Origin of the sequence: Nocardia sp. NPDC004068, assembly GCF_042874315.1 — a bacterium.
In the GTDB taxonomy this organism is placed as follows: Bacteria; Actinomycetota; Actinomycetes; order Mycobacteriales; family Mycobacteriaceae; genus Nocardia.
On record NZ_JBIAMW010000002.1, the window covers coordinates 493,738 to 509,854 of the forward strand.

11 protein-coding genes are annotated in these 16,117 nt (G+C 70.4%); 7 read left to right on the forward strand and 4 right to left on the reverse strand.

The features are described from left to right. Nucleotide 1 precedes the first annotated feature (1 nt). From ACFYTQ_RS06395 to ACFYTQ_RS06405, 3 genes are all read left to right on the forward strand, one after another. On the forward strand, nucleotides 2-1,126 hold the full coding sequence (locus ACFYTQ_RS06395; RefSeq protein ID WP_387357600.1) for a zinc-binding dehydrogenase: 1,125 nt from the start codon (nucleotides 2-4) through the stop codon (nucleotides 1,124-1,126). 229 nt (nucleotides 1,127-1,355) lie between these two features. Beyond that, nucleotides 1,356-2,435, forward strand: coding sequence for a zinc-binding alcohol dehydrogenase family protein (locus tag ACFYTQ_RS06400; protein WP_387357601.1), 1,080 nt, complete (start codon nucleotides 1,356-1,358; stop codon nucleotides 2,433-2,435). A gap of 16 nt (nucleotides 2,436-2,451) precedes the next feature. Further along, a complete protein-coding gene (locus ACFYTQ_RS06405) occupies nucleotides 2,452-3,474 on the forward strand; it encodes an MBL fold metallo-hydrolase (RefSeq protein ID WP_387357602.1) in 1,023 nt (340 codons plus the stop codon). Nucleotide 3,475: 1 nt separating this feature from the next. Here the strand turns inward: ACFYTQ_RS06405 and ACFYTQ_RS06410 are convergent, their stop codons facing one another. Further along, nucleotides 3,476-4,153: a response regulator transcription factor gene (locus ACFYTQ_RS06410; protein ID WP_387357603.1), complete on the reverse strand. Its 678-nt coding sequence runs from the start codon at nucleotides 4,151-4,153 to the stop codon at nucleotides 3,476-3,478. 122 nt (nucleotides 4,154-4,275) lie between these two features. Between ACFYTQ_RS06410 and ACFYTQ_RS06415 the strand changes: the two genes are divergently transcribed. From ACFYTQ_RS06415 to ACFYTQ_RS06430, 4 genes are all read left to right on the forward strand, one after another. Continuing rightward, nucleotides 4,276-5,628 (forward strand): ATP-binding protein, encoded by a 1,353-nt coding sequence (locus ACFYTQ_RS06415; protein WP_387357604.1) that lies wholly within the window; start codon nucleotides 4,276-4,278, stop codon nucleotides 5,626-5,628. A 45-nt stretch (nucleotides 5,629-5,673) separates the two neighbouring features. After that, nucleotides 5,674-6,363, forward strand: a complete 690-nt coding sequence (locus ACFYTQ_RS06420; RefSeq protein WP_387357605.1) for a phosphatase PAP2 family protein — start codon at nucleotides 5,674-5,676, stop codon at nucleotides 6,361-6,363. A 77-nt stretch (nucleotides 6,364-6,440) separates the two neighbouring features. Continuing rightward, a complete protein-coding gene (locus tag ACFYTQ_RS06425; RefSeq protein ID WP_387357606.1) occupies nucleotides 6,441-7,292 on the forward strand; it encodes a hypothetical protein in 852 nt (283 codons plus the stop codon). A 264-nt stretch (nucleotides 7,293-7,556) separates the two neighbouring features. After that, a complete protein-coding gene (locus ACFYTQ_RS06430) occupies nucleotides 7,557-8,324 on the forward strand; it encodes a hypothetical protein (protein ID WP_387357607.1) in 768 nt (255 codons plus the stop codon). A gap of 66 nt (nucleotides 8,325-8,390) precedes the next feature. Here ACFYTQ_RS06430 and ACFYTQ_RS06435 read toward each other — a convergent pair whose 3' ends face one another. The 3 genes from ACFYTQ_RS06435 to ACFYTQ_RS06445 are packed head-to-tail and all read right to left on the reverse strand — an operon-like array spanning nucleotide 8,391 to nucleotide 15,976. Further along, nucleotides 8,391-9,944: an AMP-binding protein gene (locus ACFYTQ_RS06435; RefSeq protein ID WP_387357608.1), complete on the reverse strand. Its 1,554-nt coding sequence runs from the start codon at nucleotides 9,942-9,944 to the stop codon at nucleotides 8,391-8,393. After that, entirely contained in the window at nucleotides 9,941-10,894 is a 954-nt protein-coding gene (locus ACFYTQ_RS06440; RefSeq protein WP_387357609.1) for a chlorinating enzyme, read from the reverse strand. The genes ACFYTQ_RS06435 and ACFYTQ_RS06440 overlap by 4 nt, the downstream gene beginning before the upstream one ends. A gap of 6 nt (nucleotides 10,895-10,900) precedes the next feature. Beyond that, nucleotides 10,901-15,976 carry an amino acid adenylation domain-containing protein gene (locus ACFYTQ_RS06445; RefSeq protein ID WP_387357610.1) on the reverse strand — a complete coding sequence of 1,692 codons (5,076 nt, stop codon included), beginning with the start codon at nucleotides 15,974-15,976 and terminating at the stop codon, nucleotides 10,901-10,903. Nucleotides 15,977-16,117: the final 141 nt, after the last annotated feature.

Sequence of the window (16,117 nt, forward strand, 5' to 3'; positions counted from 1 at the left end):
CATGGGAACGAAGGCGCGCGCGGCGGTGCAGGTCGCCGATCGCCGATACGAGATCGAGGAATTCGACCTGCCCGTGATCGGGCCGGACGCGGCGCTGCTGCGCGTGGACGCGTGCGGGATGTGCGGCAGCGACGTCGAGCAGTACGACGGCGGGTTCGCCGCGTTGGGCGTCGGCTACCCGCTCATTCCCGGCCACGAGCCGGTCGGCACGATCGCCGAGATCGGTTCCGAGGCCGCGCGGCGCTGGGGCGTGCGCGCGGGGGACCGGGTCGCCGTCGAGCCCGTCCTCGGGTGCGGGTACTGCCGCGCCTGCCTGGTCGGGGACTACCGCCGCTGCCGCAGCGTGCGGCCCGGGGCGGCGCTGAACGCCTACGGCTACCTGCCGACCGCTGTCGCGCCCGGCTTGTGGGGCGGGTACGCCGAATACATGTACCTCGAGCCGCGCACGGTGGTGCACCGCCTCAGCGCCGATCTGCCGCTCGAACTCGCGGCCATGTATCAGCCCATGGCCGCCGGAATCCGTTGGGCCGCACACGATTCCGGGCTCAAGGCCGGGGATACGGTGGTCGTCCTCGGCTGCGGGCAGCGCGGCCTGACCGGCGTCGTCGCCGCCCGCGAGGCGGGCGCCGGGCGGATCATCGTCACCGGTCTGGCGAAGGACGCGCACAAACTCGACCTCGCGCGGCAGTTCGGCGCCGATCACACCATCGTCGCGGACGAGGACGACACCGTCGCCGCGGTCGCCGAATTCACCGGTGGGGCAGGCGCGGACGTCGTGGTGGACGTGACCGCCGTATCGACCCGGCCGATCGTGGACGCGGTCGAGATCGCGAAGCCCGGCGCCACGATCGTGCTCGCCGGGGTGAAGGGGTCGGGCGCCACGGTGCCGGGTCTGGTGCCGGACAAGATCGTCGCCAAGGAACTGACCCTGAAAGGCTTGTGGTCCCAGGACATTCGGGCGTTCGAACCCGCGCTGCGCCTGATCGAATCCCGCAAGTACCCGCTCGAGCGGCTGCACACCCACACCTTCGGCCTCGACGAGGTCGCCACCGCCGTCGAAACCCTCGCCGGACGCGTTCGGGGCGAGGACGCCGTGCACGTCATGATCGCCCCTCACCTCACCTGACGGACGACCACCGCACCGTGTCTCCGGCGGATGTGGTTGTGTCTCAAGGGAACTCGGCGAGCGCATTGTTGTCCTCCGGGACGTCGCCGCGCGTTTCGAGCAGCCGGAGCCGTGACACGCCAGTGCGGTCCTGTCCGTCAGGATCGCTCTTTCGGGACCGGGCCGACGTCCTGCACTGTGAATTCCCAGCCGCCCACGGCGTGGCGTGGGCGATGACGAGAGGGATCACATGAGGACGACGAAGGCGGTGCGGATCTTCGAACACGGTGGACCCGAGCGCCTGATCTACGACGAGTATCCCCTCGATCCGGTCGGCCCGACCGATGTGCTCGTCGCGGTGCATTCGGCGTCGGTCTCGGGGTGGGATCTGCGCTACCGGACCGGTGAGGTGCAAGGTGTTCAGCTACCCGGGCGGCGCGCGCTGCCCATGCCGCAGCAGCTGGGGCGGGAGGCGTCGGGGACGGTGGTGGCGGTCGGGTCGGAGGTCACGACCCTGCGGCCCGGACAGCCGGTCGTGGGCGTCGTGCATCCGGAGAATCCCCGCGCGGAGGAGACCTACCGGGGTCTGGGCAATCTCTCCACCGGTATCGATATCCCCGGTCACGCGGGGCTGGGCTCGTACGCGCAGTACCTGGTGCGCGATCAGTACCTGTGGTTGCCGCTGCCCGAGCACGTGGATCTCGAACAGGCGGCGGTGACGTTGTGGCCGTACGCGACCTCCCATCGGGTGGTCCGGGATCGCCTGAATGTGGCGCTGGGACAGACGATTCTGGTGTGCGGGGCGTCGGGTGGCATGGGGGAGGCGACGATTCGGCTGGCCCGGCTGGCGGGCGCCCGGGTCGCGGCCACGACGCGACACCCGGAGAAGGCCGCCGCGCTGCACGCGCTCGGCGCGGAGGAGGTCGTCGTCACCGACGATCTCGAGGCGGCGGTCCGGCGGGTTCGGGAGTGGAGCGGCGGGCGGGGTGTCGACCACGCGGTCGACTACACCGGGAACGCCGAGCTGTTCGGTTTCGCCGTCGACAGCCTGGCCCTGGGCGGGCGCATCTGCCCGGCGGCCGGAGCCCAGCGCGGCGGCGGGGCGTTTCCCCTGTCGATGCACGATTTCACGCGGCTGGAGATGACCGCGGTCGGGGTACGCGGGGCCAGGCATCAGGACGCGCTCATCGTGCTGGATCTGTTGGCGCGCGGTCTGATCGGCATCACCGTGGCCGCCCGGTTCCCGCTCTCGCGGGCCGCCGACGCCCATACCTTGTTGGAGACCGCCACCGATCTCGTGGGCCGGGTGGTCCTGTACCCGGATCGCTGACAGGAACGGGAAACCCATGTCGATACACGTTCCCGATCTGGACCGGCGTCGCCTCCTAACCCGGGCGGTGGGCGGCGTCGGATTGGCCGCGCTGTCCGGTTCGGTCCTCGCCGCGTGCGGCGCCAGCTCCGATCAGCATGCCGCGCCGCCCCGCCCGACCGGCCCGTCGGAATTCATCACCCTCGGCACCGGGGCGGGGCCGTCGGCGCAGACCGGGCGAGCGCAGCCCGCGAATCTGCTGCGTTCCGGCGACCGTCATCTCCTCGTGGATCTGGGCGACGGGATCGTCGATCAGCTGGAGAAGGTCGACATCGGATTGAACGTGGTCGGTTCGGCTTTCGTGAGCCATCTGCATTTCGATCATGTCGCCGGGCTGTTCGGCGTGCTCAGTCGCCGATATCAGATGGGTATGTTCAAACCGCTCACGATCTACGGTCCGCCCGGCATCGCGTCATTCGTCACCACACTGCTCGACGCCGTCGGCCGATTCGCCCCCGCCGATGTGCGGCTCCGGGCGGGTACCGCGCCGTCGAACGGATTGACCGTGACCGAGATTCACGACGGAGAGCGCGTCACGGTGGAAGGAATTCCCGTCACGGCCGCCGCCAATTCGCACTACGCGTCGGTCGCGGGCAATCCGGCCTCGGCGGGTGAACTGTCCCTGGCGTTCCGGTTCGATCTCCCCGATCGGTCCATCGTGTACACCGGGGACACCGGCCCCAGCGCGAACGTCGAAAAGCTCGCCAGGGGAGCCGATCTGCTCGTCAGCGAGATCGCCGACGTCGCGACCGCCGTCGACGGCCTCCGAGGCCAGCGCCCCGACATCTCCGCCACCGAATTGGCGCAATTCGAAAACCACATGCGCCTGGACCACCTCGCACCCGAGGACGTGGGCACCCTCGCCCAGCGCGCCGAGGTGAAATCCGTTGTCCTGACCCACAATGCGGTCCCGGAGGCCAAGCAGGGAGCTGCCCGGCAGGCCATCACGACCCACTTCTCGGGCAGTGTTCGATTCGCCGACGATCTGAATCGGTTCTGAGTTACCCCACAGGATCGTGCAGGCTGTAGCCGACGCCGCGCACGGTGTGGATGGTGGTGGTGCCGAACGGGGCGTCGATCTTGCGGCGCAGGTATCCGATGTAGACCTCGACGACGTTGTCGTCGCCGTCGTAGTGCGTGTCCCAAACCGCTTGCAGGATTTCGGCTTTGGTGACGACGGTGTTCTTGTGGCGCATCAGGAATTCCAGGACGCCGTATTCGCGGGGGGTGAGGCGCAGCACGGTGCCGCCTCGGATGACCCGTCGCTGGGCGGGGTCCAGGCGGAGGTCTCCGGCGGTGAGGATCGGAGGGCGTTCGGGGGCGCCGCGGCGGGCGAGGGCGCGCAGGCGGGCTTGCAGGACGACGAAGGAGAACGGTTTGGTGAGGTAGTCGTCGGCGCCGAGATCGAAGGCGTCGGCCTGGTCGTATTCGCCGTCCTTGGCCGAGAGCATGAGCACCGGCGTCCACACCTGGCGTTGCCGCAGGTCCCGGACGATCTCGTAGCCGTTGCGGCCGGGGAGCATGATGTCGAGGATCAGCACGTCGAACGGGTGGATGGTGGCCAGTTCGAGGCCGGTGGGTCCGTCGTGGGCCAGTTCGACCACGAAGCCCTCCGCGACCAGCCCGCGTCGCAGGGTGTGCGCGAAACGGATCTCGTCGTCGACCAGCAGTATCCGCATTCCGCGATTACATCGCATGGGCGCGGTCGGGGTGACTTCGAGGGTGTCCGGCGGCGGCCAGCAGAATGGTCCCGAGGTGCCCGATTCCGGGACCCGTCGCCACCCGTTCCCGAAGGAGTCCCGTGCCCTGGATCCGATCCGCGTGGCATCCGCGCCGGTGGGGGTTGCGGGTGCGGTCGGCGTTGATCGTGGCGGTGGTCGTGGCGACGAGCCTGATCGTCGCCACCGTGTCGCTGACGCTGGTGCTCTACCGGTCCCTGATCACGACGTCCGACGATGCCGCGACCACCCGGATCGAGCAGATCGGTGAGCAGTTGAACGCCCAGCCGGTCGCCGCACTGGATCCGACGGTGCTGGCCACCGACGCCCGTGTCGCGGCGGTGCAGATCCTCGACGCGGGCGGGGCGGTGGTGCGGGGTCCGGGGCGGCCGCTGACCGCGGCGCGCCCGCCCGCCGGATCGGTCGCGCACGATCTGCCGGGCGTCGACGACAGCGAAACACGGCTCAGCGCGGCCACTTTCGTCACCGCGCACGGTCCGTACACGGTGATCGTGGCGATGGACGACGACGAGATCGAGGACACCGTCGAACTCGTCGCCGCGCTCGTGGCGATCGGCGGCCCGCTGATCGTGGCGGTCGCGGCCGGAACCGCGTATGTGATGACGGGGCGTTCGCTGCGCTCGGTCGAGCGGATCCGCGCCCGGGTAGCCACGATCGGCGGAAGTGGTCTGGCTGAGCGGGTGCCGGTGCCGGTGCCGCGCGATGAGATCGCGGCGCTGGCGCACACGATGAACGACATGCTCGCCCGGCTCGAGGCGGGCCGCGCGGCCCAGCGCCGCTTCGTCGCCGACGCCTCCCACGAACTGCGCAGCCCGCTGACGACCATCACCACCGGCCTCGAGCTCGGCGTGGCCCGCCCGGACATGCTCGACACCGCGCTCGTGCGCGACACCCTGCTGCCCGAGGCCGCGCGGATGCAACACCTCATCGACGATCTGCTGCTCCTCGCACAAGCCGACGAACACGGACTCCCGGTGCGCCGCACCGATGTGGACCTCGATCATCTGCTCACCGGTGAGGCCGACCGCATCCGCGGCGACACCGGTCTGCGGGTCACCTGCACGACCCGCCCGGTGCGCGTCACCGCCGATTCCCGCCAGATCTCGCGGGCCGTGCGCAACATCCTCGACAACGCCGCCCGCTACGCCGAGACCGGCATCGATATCTTGTTGACCGCCGACGAGCACAGCGCGCACCTCACCATCACCGACGACGGCCCCGGCATCCCCGCCGAGGCCCGCGACCGCGTGTTCGACCGCTTCTACCGGGTGCAGACCGACCGCGCGCGCGACACCGGTGGTTTCGGGCTCGGCCTGGCCATCGTCGCCGAGATCCTCACCGCCCACGACGGCCGTATCCGGCTCGGCGACGCCGCTCCGCACGGCACCACGGTGACCATCGACCTGCCCCGCTAGCACGCTCTCAGCGTGTCCTCAGCGGGGTTCTGCCACGGTGGCCCGATGACCGAGGAACCCGCCACCACCCTGAAGGAGATACCACCGATGACGCGCGTCGCGACGGCGATGCGGCGGATACGCGCGTGGTGGGCACTGCTCGTGGCGTGTGCCGCCGCGCTGATCGTGAGCGTGGTCGGCCACACCGGCGCCACCGTCGTCGACGAGCCGGTGTTGAATTGGGTTGTCGCGCATCGCTGTTCGGGAGTGACAACGGCGGCGAAGGCGGTCTCGGACGTGGGCGGCACCTCGGCGATGCTCACCCTCGCCGTCCTCGCCGGGGCGCTGCTGGTGTGGCGGCGGCAGTGGGCCGCGGCCGTGACCGTGGCGGTCGCCACGGCCGGTGCCGGAGCGCTCGTCGTCTCGACGAAACACCTGATCGGACGGGCCCGGCCGCCGGTGGCCGACCACCTCGTCGTGGAGACCAATCCGGCGTTCCCCTCGGGCCACAGTCTCGGCTCGGTCGTCGTGGTGGGTGTGGTGACCTGTGTCGGCCTGTGCTGGGTGCGACGACGTGCCGTTCGCGTCGCGCTGATCACCGTGGCCGTGATATTCATTGTGGCCGTGGGTCTTTCGCGGCTTTACCTCGGTGTCCACTGGCCGACGGATATCGCGGGCGGGTGGGCGCTGGGCGGGGTGTGGCTGAGTGCGTGCCTGGCCGTCTTTCGCGACACGACACGCCAGGAATCCGGCTAGGCGTGCGCACATCGGGCGTCGTCGCGCAACTTCTGGCTCACAACATTCGTTCAGGGTTTTGTCGTTAGCCTGCGCGCGTGACACAACATGAGGCAGAAGCCGTTTCGCCGCCGCGGCCGCGGGCGGCGAAGGTACCCGAGATCACCGTGCTGTTCTGGGCGATCAAGATCCTTTCCACGGGGATGGGAGAGACCTTCTCCGACTTCCTGGTCAACACCGTGCCGCCCGTCGCGGCGGTCGGCGGGGGAGCGGTCCTGCTGATCGTCTGCCTGTGGCGGCAGCTCCGCGCCCCCGCGTATCGGGTATGGACCTATTGGACCGCCGTGGTGGCCGTGAGCATCGTGGGCACGATGGCCGCCGACATCGTCGACTTCGTGGTCGGAATCCCGTTGCCCGCCTCGACCCTCACCTTCGCGGCGCTGCTCGCGGCAACCCTCCTTCTGTGGTACCGCAGCGAGGGCACGCTGTCGATCCACAGCATCACAACCCGTCGGCGCGACAGCTTTTACTGGGCCACGGTGATGATCACCTTCGCGCTCGGCACCGTCGCCGGCGACCTCACCGCGGCGACGCTCCGCCTGGGATACCTCCCGTCCGCGATCCTGTTCGCCGTCGCCTTCGTCGCCCCCGGCCTCGCCCACCGCTGGCTCGGCCTGGGCGCGGTCGCCGCGTTCTGGTCGGCCTACATCGTGACCCGGCCGCTGGGGGCGTCGGTAACCGATTGGCTGGCGTCGTCGCGCGCGGACGGTCTCGGATTGGGCACCGGCTGGGTCTCGCTGGCCGTCAGCGTTCCGATGATCGCGGGTATCGCGATATTGGCCCGGCGGGCGGCGCGCGAATCCACCGACGGCCTCGAGCCGACGGCAACCCACGCCGCCGTAGCCGCACCGACGCGCGGCGTGCACGAATCGGCCGAGGGCGTCCAATAGTGGAGTGAGCGTGTGTGTTTCGGTGATCAGGGAGCGAAGCGGTGCACAGGTGTTACCTTCTCTGGGCGGCGCTGACCGCGGCACTTGATCGCGACCGTCCGGATCGGGGCGACTGTTCGCCGCGCGCAGTGACTGAACCGCGTGAAACACGCACGGCCAGACGGTAATTGACCCTGCGGTTTGTTTGCTGATTGCCGGGTGGGGTCGACCGAGTCGGCGCACACTGCCATCGAAGGGGGATTCATCGGATCGCAAGGCAGCGCAATGACCTCCAATGACCAGTTCGATATTCCCCCCGCCCCGGGCGAGGACGTGGCCGCCGTCCCCGAACCCGAGCACGTCAAACACGCCAGGGCCGCGAAACTCCAAGTGGTCTACGACAATTGCGTGCGGAAGGGCCGGGACCGGGCCGCCCGGATGGACGCGGTCGCCAAGGCCGCGGGCGCGCGCACCGACGCGCAGATCAAGGCGTTGGCCGACCGGAGGGCGCTGTTCGAGAAGTTCTACCGTTCGGCAATGGTGGACTGGCCCAAATCGAGGACCGGGCGGGCCATGCGCACGACGTGGAGCGCGGCGACCGAGGATTCCTCCGAATACCTCGCGACGCCGATCCCGGACGAGGGCGCCGTTCTGCTGTGGAACGCCGAGCGCGAGGCGGGGGAGAAGCTCAGCCATTCCGATGTCCTGTTCCATCAATACCGGCTGGCCGCCTCCGACGACGCCACGGACAAGGACGTCACCGACTATGTGCTGCCGCTGCTGAACTACCTGTGGACCGAGAACGCGGGCGCGGGTGAGGCGACCGACCTCTACCAGTACATGGCCCTGCTCAACCCCGCGCGGGACGGCACGGTCGCGGTGGGCCCCCGCCTGTGGGGCAGCTGCGACTACTACGCGCTGCTCGGCGCCACCAACGGCGCCGCACCCACCTATCTGGTTCTGGACCACTGCGTGGACCTGGGCATCACCGGGATCTCGCAGATCGATGTCGGCGCGCTCACCGACATCACCTACCGGTTCACCCGCGACTGACACGGCTCCGGCCGGTTCGGCGACTTCCACGATTTCGGTCACGACGAATTGCCCTGGTGGTATTGATCATTCGGCCGCGAGTTCGCGCAGCCGCATCCGGTCCACCTTGCCGTGCGCGGTGCGGGGCAGGGCGGGCAGCCGGATGATTCTCGCGGGAACCAGGTACTCGGGAACCAGTTCGCGCAGTCGCGCCCGTGACTCCTGGGCGGCGATGGGCGGGCCCGAGTAGAAGACGACCACCGCGTCGGCCATGGCGCTCGGCACGACGGCGACGGCCTCGGTCACCGGGTGATGTGCCAGGAAGATCGCCTCGATCTCGCCGAGTTCGACCCGGTGGCCCCGGATCTTGACCTGGTTGTCGGCGCGGCCGAGGAAGACCAGACCCGCCTGCGGATGTGTTTCCACGAGGTCTCCGGTGCGGAACCAGCGCCTGCCCTCGTGGTGCAGGAAGCGGCCCGCGTCGTCGGCGGGATCGAGATAACCCCCGAACTGTTGCGGCCCGCGCACGCACAGCTCACCGCGTCCGGGGGCGGCGGGGTCCGGCAGGACGTGCGTCCGCGTGCCCGGCAACGGCTCCCCGATCGGCACCGCGCCGTGGACGCAGTGCGCGGGCGAGGCCGCCGGGCGCCACCGGTACGCGGTGCAGACGATGGTGAGTTCGGTTGGGCCGTACAGGTTTTCCACGATCGAGCCGGGGGCCGCCGCCTGCCATGCCTCGGCGTGTTCCCGGCGCAGTTGCTCACCGGCGAACAGACTCCACCGCAGTCCGGTCATGCTCCCGGGCGGGAGCATGCCCTGCGCCTGGGCGAACGCGATCACTCCCGGCACCGAGGACCACACGGTGATGTCGTGCTCGTCGACGAACTCGACCGGTTGGAGCCGTTCCCGAGGCGATGCCGGGCACAGCAGGGTGCCGCTTCCCCAGGCCAGGAACTGGTTGAACAGGGCCACGTCGAAGGTCTGCTCGGTGGCCTGGCACACCCGGTCCCCGGGGCCGAGCCGGTACCGGTCGTGGGCGACCGACAGGAAGTGGTCGATATTCGCGTGGCTGATCGGGACACCCTTCGGCCGCCCGGTCGAGCCGGAGGTGAACAACACGTAGGCGATATCGCGGGCGGACGGCCGGGGCAGCGGGTCCAGCGCCCCCGCGGCGCAGTCGGCGGGCCCGAGCCACACCGCGCCCGGACGGCCCGGCGGGCGGGGGATGCTCGGCGCCAGCACGGTCAGCGACGGAACCGCGTCGAGGATCGCCGGGATCTGCGGCATCCCCGCCGCGTCCACGACGAGCGCGTCCAATCCGACCCGGCGCGCGAGTTCGGCATTACGTGATTGCGGCACAACGGGATTCAGCGGAACCACCGCCGCTCCGCTGAACAGCGTGGCGAGCAGGCCGAGATAGGATTCCGCACTGTGCGCGGCCAGCAGCCCGACCCGCCGCGGCCGCTGCACCGCGGACCGCAGGGAGCCCGCCCAGCGCCGGGCGGTGTCCTCGGCCTCCGCGTAGGTCCACACCCGCGACCCGAGCAGTAACGCGCCGCCGTCGGGATTCACGCGGGCCCCGGTGCGGAACCACTCGTGCAGCCGCCGCCCAGCGTCGTCGGTTTCGGCGAGGGCGGTCACGGCAGCGCGGGGAGGGTGCGGAACGGGCGGCCGGTCGTCGTCGTGGTCGCGATGCGGTTGTGGCCGTAGTGGTCTCGCCCGCTGACCAGCACCGCGCCGTAGCGGTCCAGCGCGATCTCGGTGTCGTACTCGGTGAGGGTGTCGGTGCCGGGGTAGACCCGGACCGAGGTCGGCACGTATCGGCTCGCGAACCCCAGCCGCATCTGCCGGGTGTGGCCCGCGTGCGGATGCGAGGCGTGCATGAGGGTCGACCAGAACAGGACGACCTCCCCGGGCTGGAGTTCCATCGAGATCGCGCGGGATTCGTCCGGCGACCAGTCGGGGTCGATCTGCAACTGCCGGTAGTCGTAACCGAAGAAACCCCGTCGCACACCGTGCTTCTCGGTGTTGTTGTACCGCTCCGGCGAGTAGTGCAGGCCCTTGCTCTCGTCGTAGTACTTGGTCCGATGGGTGCCCGGAATGAATTGCAGGCACGCGGTGTCCACCGTCGCCGGGGTGAACGCGCACCACGCCGTGATGGTCCCGCCGAAATCGTCGTCGCCCGGCCAGACGATCTGCGGCGCGCCCGAGGCGTGCGCGAAGGTGTCGGCCTGATGCCAGTCGGTACCCTCGTCGCCGGGATACTTCGGGAAGAACTCTGTGCGCCAGCACAATACGTCCGGACCGAGGATGCTCGCGATCCGATCCACGATCTCCGGGCGGCACACATGCTCAGCGAGGAACGCGTTGTCGAGATGGCGATCGTAGTTGGCGATATTGGTGATCGCGCCGCCGCCGTCCGGCAGCTGATACGCGGCGTCGCCGCGGTCCATCAGGCGGATCCGCTCCCGCCGCCAGCAGGCGGCGATCTCGTCCGGTTCGTAGACCTTGAACGGGCCCGCGTAGCCGCGGCGATGGAAGTCCTCGACCTCGTCGGGGCCGAGCGGATGACGTCGCTGCTCGAGGGACATGGAAGATCACCTGCCTGCCGTGCGGAGGAAACCGGCCTCGGAGAGGTACCGGACATAGCGCGGAAGCAGTTGCCGCGCAGGCGGACACGCGGTCCCGGGCGCACCGACCGAACCCCATGTCGCCGAGCAGTCGATCACGGGCATGCGGCCCTCGAGATAGAGCTCGACCACGCTGAGGTCGCGGTCGGTCCAGCGCTCGGTGAACAGGTGCGTGAACGGCGCGAGGACCGAATCCGGTCGCCGGTCGGTGTGCCGCCGCAGCCGCTCGAGCCATTCGGCCGCCGGGAGCACATCGACCGGATGCCCGGCGTCGGCCAGCACCGGCGCCAGGTCGCCGACCCTCGCGTAGCGCGGATTGTTCAGGTTCCACGAGGGCGCGACCGGCTCCCGGTGCAGTGCCAGGTCGACGATCGCGCGGGCGACGATGTCGACGGGCGTGAGATCCAGCGGCAGGGGATAGTCGGGCACGCAGCCGATCTCGGCGCACCCAGCGATCAGCGCGGGCACGAACCCGTCGGACTTCCAGCGCCCGCTGCGCGAGTCGCCGCCGATGTCGTGCGGCCGGTGCACGCTGACATCCAGTCCTCGCTCCCGGGCCCGGCGCAGCAGGATCTCGCTCACCCATTTGGTTTCCACGTACCCCATCAGCAGGTGGTGCGGGTCGGTGGGGACGGTGTTCTCGTCGACCCGCGCGACCCCGGCCAGCCCCTGCGAGGCGAATACGCCCTGGCTCGAAATATAGTGGAGCCGTTTGGTTTTCCCCGTCGCGGCCAGTCGTAGGATCTCGATGGTCGCGCCGACATTGGCCGGTCTCAGCGTCTCGTACGGGTAGATGAAGTTGACCCAGGCCGCGTTGTGGAACACGACGTCCACCTCCTCGGCGAGCCGCCGGAAGTCGGTGTCGGACAGGCCGAATCGGGGTTCGGTGAGATCGCCCGGCGTCGCGATCACGCGCTCCGGGTCGATCTCGTCGGACACGCCGTAGGTTCGCAGACCCGCCCTGATCCGCTCCTCGGCCCGCTCCCGGGTCCCGGCGCGAACCAGGCAGTGGATCGTGGCATCGGTCGCGCCGAGCAACTCGGCCAGCAGGTGACTGCCCAGGAAACCCGTGGCCCCGGTCAGCAGCACCGACTCCGGCCGGTCCCGGGAAACCGTTGGGCGGCCGGGGAATTCGAGGTCGTCGGGCAGGGTGGCCTCCGCCTCGAAGTCGATGTGCGCCGAGGGCGGGGGCCGGTGCGGGGCGTCGTGCCGGGCCAGCGCGGCGGTCAACGCGCCCGCCAATCCGTCGACCGTCGAATCGCGCAGGAACGCCCTCGTCAACACGCTCGTGTGCGCGATATCCAGGTCGAAGCGCCGCCGAGCGGTGGCGATCAGCCGGGAGGCGCGCACCGATGTGCCGCCCGCGTCGAAGAAGTCGCTGTGCCGCGAGCGCGGCGGCACCCCGAGCTGCGCCGCCCATGCCTCGGTGACGGTTCGCCGGGTGGCCGCGGCGACCTCGTCGGCTGCGGGGGCGGCGAGGTCGGACAGCCGCGTGTCCGGCCGGGCGGCGACGGTCGTCATCGTGTCGCACAGGGCGTCGGCCAGGCGATCGACGACGGCGACGGGCACGACATCGGTCGCGTACTCGAAAACCAGCTCGACCGAATCGGATTCGATGCGGGCGAACAGGGTCAGATCGAGCCGCGCCGTCCCATTGTCGAGGGTGTTGAACCGCACCGACCAGCCGGGCCCCACCTCCTCGGTCCGGGGCTGGGTGGAGAACGCGATCCGGAACAGCGGCGACGCGACCTGCTGTTCGACCAAGGCGAGCGGCAGGGTCCGCATCCCCTGGCAGGCGATGTGGGCGGCGTGCGTGCGCGCCAGGATCTCCGGATACGCCGGATCTCCGCTCAGATCGCAGCGCAGGGCGCCCGGTTCGACGAAATGCCCACAGACCCGGTCCCATTCGGGCGACGGCCGCGAGTCCTGGACCAGCCCGGTGAGCAGATCGGTCGCGCCGGTGATCCGGTACAGCGCGATCTGGAACAGCGACAGCAGCACCGACGTCGGCGTCACGCCGTGCGTGCGGCTCATTGTCGTCACCCACGCACCGGCACCGTCGGGGAGGCGATGGGTGCGCCGCGCGCCCCGGAACGACGAGATCGGCGGACGCGGCTGCGGCAGCGGCAATTCGGTGGGCCGTGCACCCCGCAGTCGCTCGGCGACCCGGTGGAGTCGCGGCGCGCAGGACGTCGCCGTGACCTCGGCTCGTTGCGTCCGGGCGTGGTCGAGCCACTCGATGGGCACCGGCGGCGGCGCGTCGCCGGGGTGACCGGTGCGCGACCGATAGAGCGCGTAGAGATCGGGGGCGAGCGCGCGGCTGAAGGAGATGCCGTCCGCGACCAAATGGTGTGCGACCACATGCAATTCGTGATGGTCCGGTCCGAATCGGATCAGCTGGGCGCGGGCCAGGGGCGGGCGGTCCAGGCCGAACGGCATCCGGGCCTGTGCCGTGCTCAGCGACTCCGCCTGCCCGGCCCGATCCTCGCTCGGCAGTCCGGACAGGTCCGAGCGGGTGAGCGGCAGGGTGCGCACGTCGGCCGCCCGCTGCACCACCCCGTCGTCGGTTTCGGCGAAACCGGTGCGCAGGGCGACGTGCCGGGCGAGCAGGTCGTCCAGGGCCGCCGCGAGCGCGTCGGGCTCCAGGTCCCCGCGGATCGTGACGGTGAAGGATTCGTTGTACAGCGGGCCGCCGGTCGCCAGAACGCATGTGTCCCAGAGGCTTTCCTGCGGCCAGGTGAGCGGCGCGGCGCTCGCCGGGGCCGTCGGCTCGGCGGTTGGGGCGGCGTGGCCGCGCCGGGCGCGGATCACCCGCGCGAAGCCCGCCACGGTCGGCTCCTCGAACAGCTCGACGGGTTCGATATCGGCGCCGAACAGGGTGTTCACCCGATGGACGAGCTGGGTCACCAGCCGGGAGTCCCCGCCGATGGCGAAGAAGTCGTCGTCGGGCGCGACCCGATCGACCCGCAGCACATCGCGCCACAGCGCGGCCACCGCGATCTCGACATCGTCGGAGGGGGTCGGGTCGGGTTCGGCGGCCAGTTCGGCCAGTCGGCCGCGGTCGATCTTGCCGTGTGTGTTCAAGGGCAGTTCCTCCATGATGACGAATCGGCCGGGGACCGCGGCCGCCGGAAGCGCCGCGCCGAGCCGACGACGGATCTCCTCGAGGTCGGCGGTCGCGCCGCCGCTGGGAACGACGAAGGCGACCAGATGCCGGTCGGTGCCGGTGTCCGCGGACGGCGCCACCGCCGCGAGCCGCACGTCCGGGCAGCGGATCAGCTGGGTCTCGACCTCCTCCGGTTCGATCCGGAAACCCCTGATCTTGCACTGGAAGTCGCGACGGCCGTGGAATTCGAGAACGCCATCGTGCCGATGGCGCGCGCGATCGCCGGTGTCGAACAGCACGCCCGGCCCGAAGGGGTTGGGTACGAAGCGTTCCGCGGTCAGGCCCGGGCGGCCCGGGTAGCCGGGAGACAGTCCGTCGCCCCCGGCGTAGAGATCGCCGACGACGCCGTCCGCGACCGGCGCTCGGCGGCGGTCGAGCAGATACACGGTGGTGTTGGGTACCGGCCGCCCGATGGGCACGGTGGGCGAGTCGGCCGCCGAGCATTCGTGGTATGTGGTGTACACACCGTTCTCGGTGGGGCCGTAGAGGTTGTAGACGTGCCGGGGGAGACTGTGCCGCAATGCCTTTCGCAGCGCGTCCGACCGGAGCCGTTCCCCGGCGACGAGCAGTCGTGCCACGCCGGTGAACACCGCGGGATCCCGGCCGATCAGGTCGTGGAACAGTGCCGTGGTCACGCACAACGTATCGATCCCCTCCGCCTCGATCGCCGCCGCCAGCGCACGGGGTGACAACAGGACCGCGTCGGGCACCACCACGAGCCGGGCCCCGTTGATCAGCGCACCCCAGATCTGGTAAGCGCACCAGTCGAAGGCGGCGTGCGAGGACTGCGCGAGCACAGTCGAGTCGCACAGCGGCAGCCAGGTCGGGCGGTCGGCGATCCGGGTGATCGCCCGGTGGGTCAGCGGCACCGCCTTCGGCTCACCGGTCGACCCCGAGGTGAACAACACCGCCGCCGGATCGGTTGGCGCGCTGGGGATTTCGATCGGACCGTCGTCGTACCGGGCGAGGTCGGACAGGTCGACGATCGGGCAGGCCGATCGCATCCGGGCGGCGGTCTGCTCCGACACGACGGCGAGTTCGGCCGAGGCGATGCGGAGCACCGTCGCCACGCGCGTCCCGGGGTCGCCGGGGTCGATCGGCAGGTAGGGAGCCCCCGTCTTCAGCACGGCCAGTTTCGCGACCACCATGTCGATGCCCCGGGGCACGCACACCGCGACCGGGGCGTCCGGTTCCGGCCGGGCTGCGCGGATCGCCCGGGCCAGCCGGTTCGCCCGTGCGACCAGCTCCCGATAGGTGATCCCGGCGCCCGCGCACCGCACGGCGACGGCCTCCGGCGTGCTGCATGCCCACTCGTCCACCAACTGGGGGATGGTCCGGTCCCGCCGGTAGGGCGCGCCGGTGTCGTTGCGCCGCACCAGGATCGCGTGCCGTTCGGCCTCGGTCAGCGGCGAGATGGTCGCGACCGGCCGATCCGCGCGCGCGAGGAGCGCGCGCATCACCACCTCGAGGTGCCCCGGCAGTCGTCCCGCGGCGCCCGCGGCCACCGCGGCCTCGGAGCGCCGGACGACCAGACCTGACTCGTCGCCGTCGAGGACCACGTCCGCGGGTGGGACCGCGGCGGTCTCGCGCGCGAAGTCCACGACGACGGGGTAGCGCCGGATGCCGGGATCCTCACACGGCGGGCGGCGCTCCAACTCGGCGATGCGGGCCGCCACCGCGTCGAGGTGTTCGCGTGCCGTTCCGAAATCCGCGGTGCCCCAATGTAAAGGCTGCACCTGGGACATTGCCGCCGTACGGATGCCGAGGCAACCGTCGCGTGGCGCGCCGTAATGATCGAGGACGACGAGCGTCGCGGCCACGGCCAGATTCGGGAAATCCGTAGCGGCGCGGGGCCATCGCACGGACGGGTCGGGCACCCGTCCTCCGGGCGGCCAGTCACGCGGAAGGCGGAACGAGATATCGACCGCGTCCGCATCCATTCGACCATCTCCCAGGTACCCGGCAACAGTGGAGGGAATTCCGGTAATCCAGAGTAGGTCGGCGCGGTCGCCATTGAT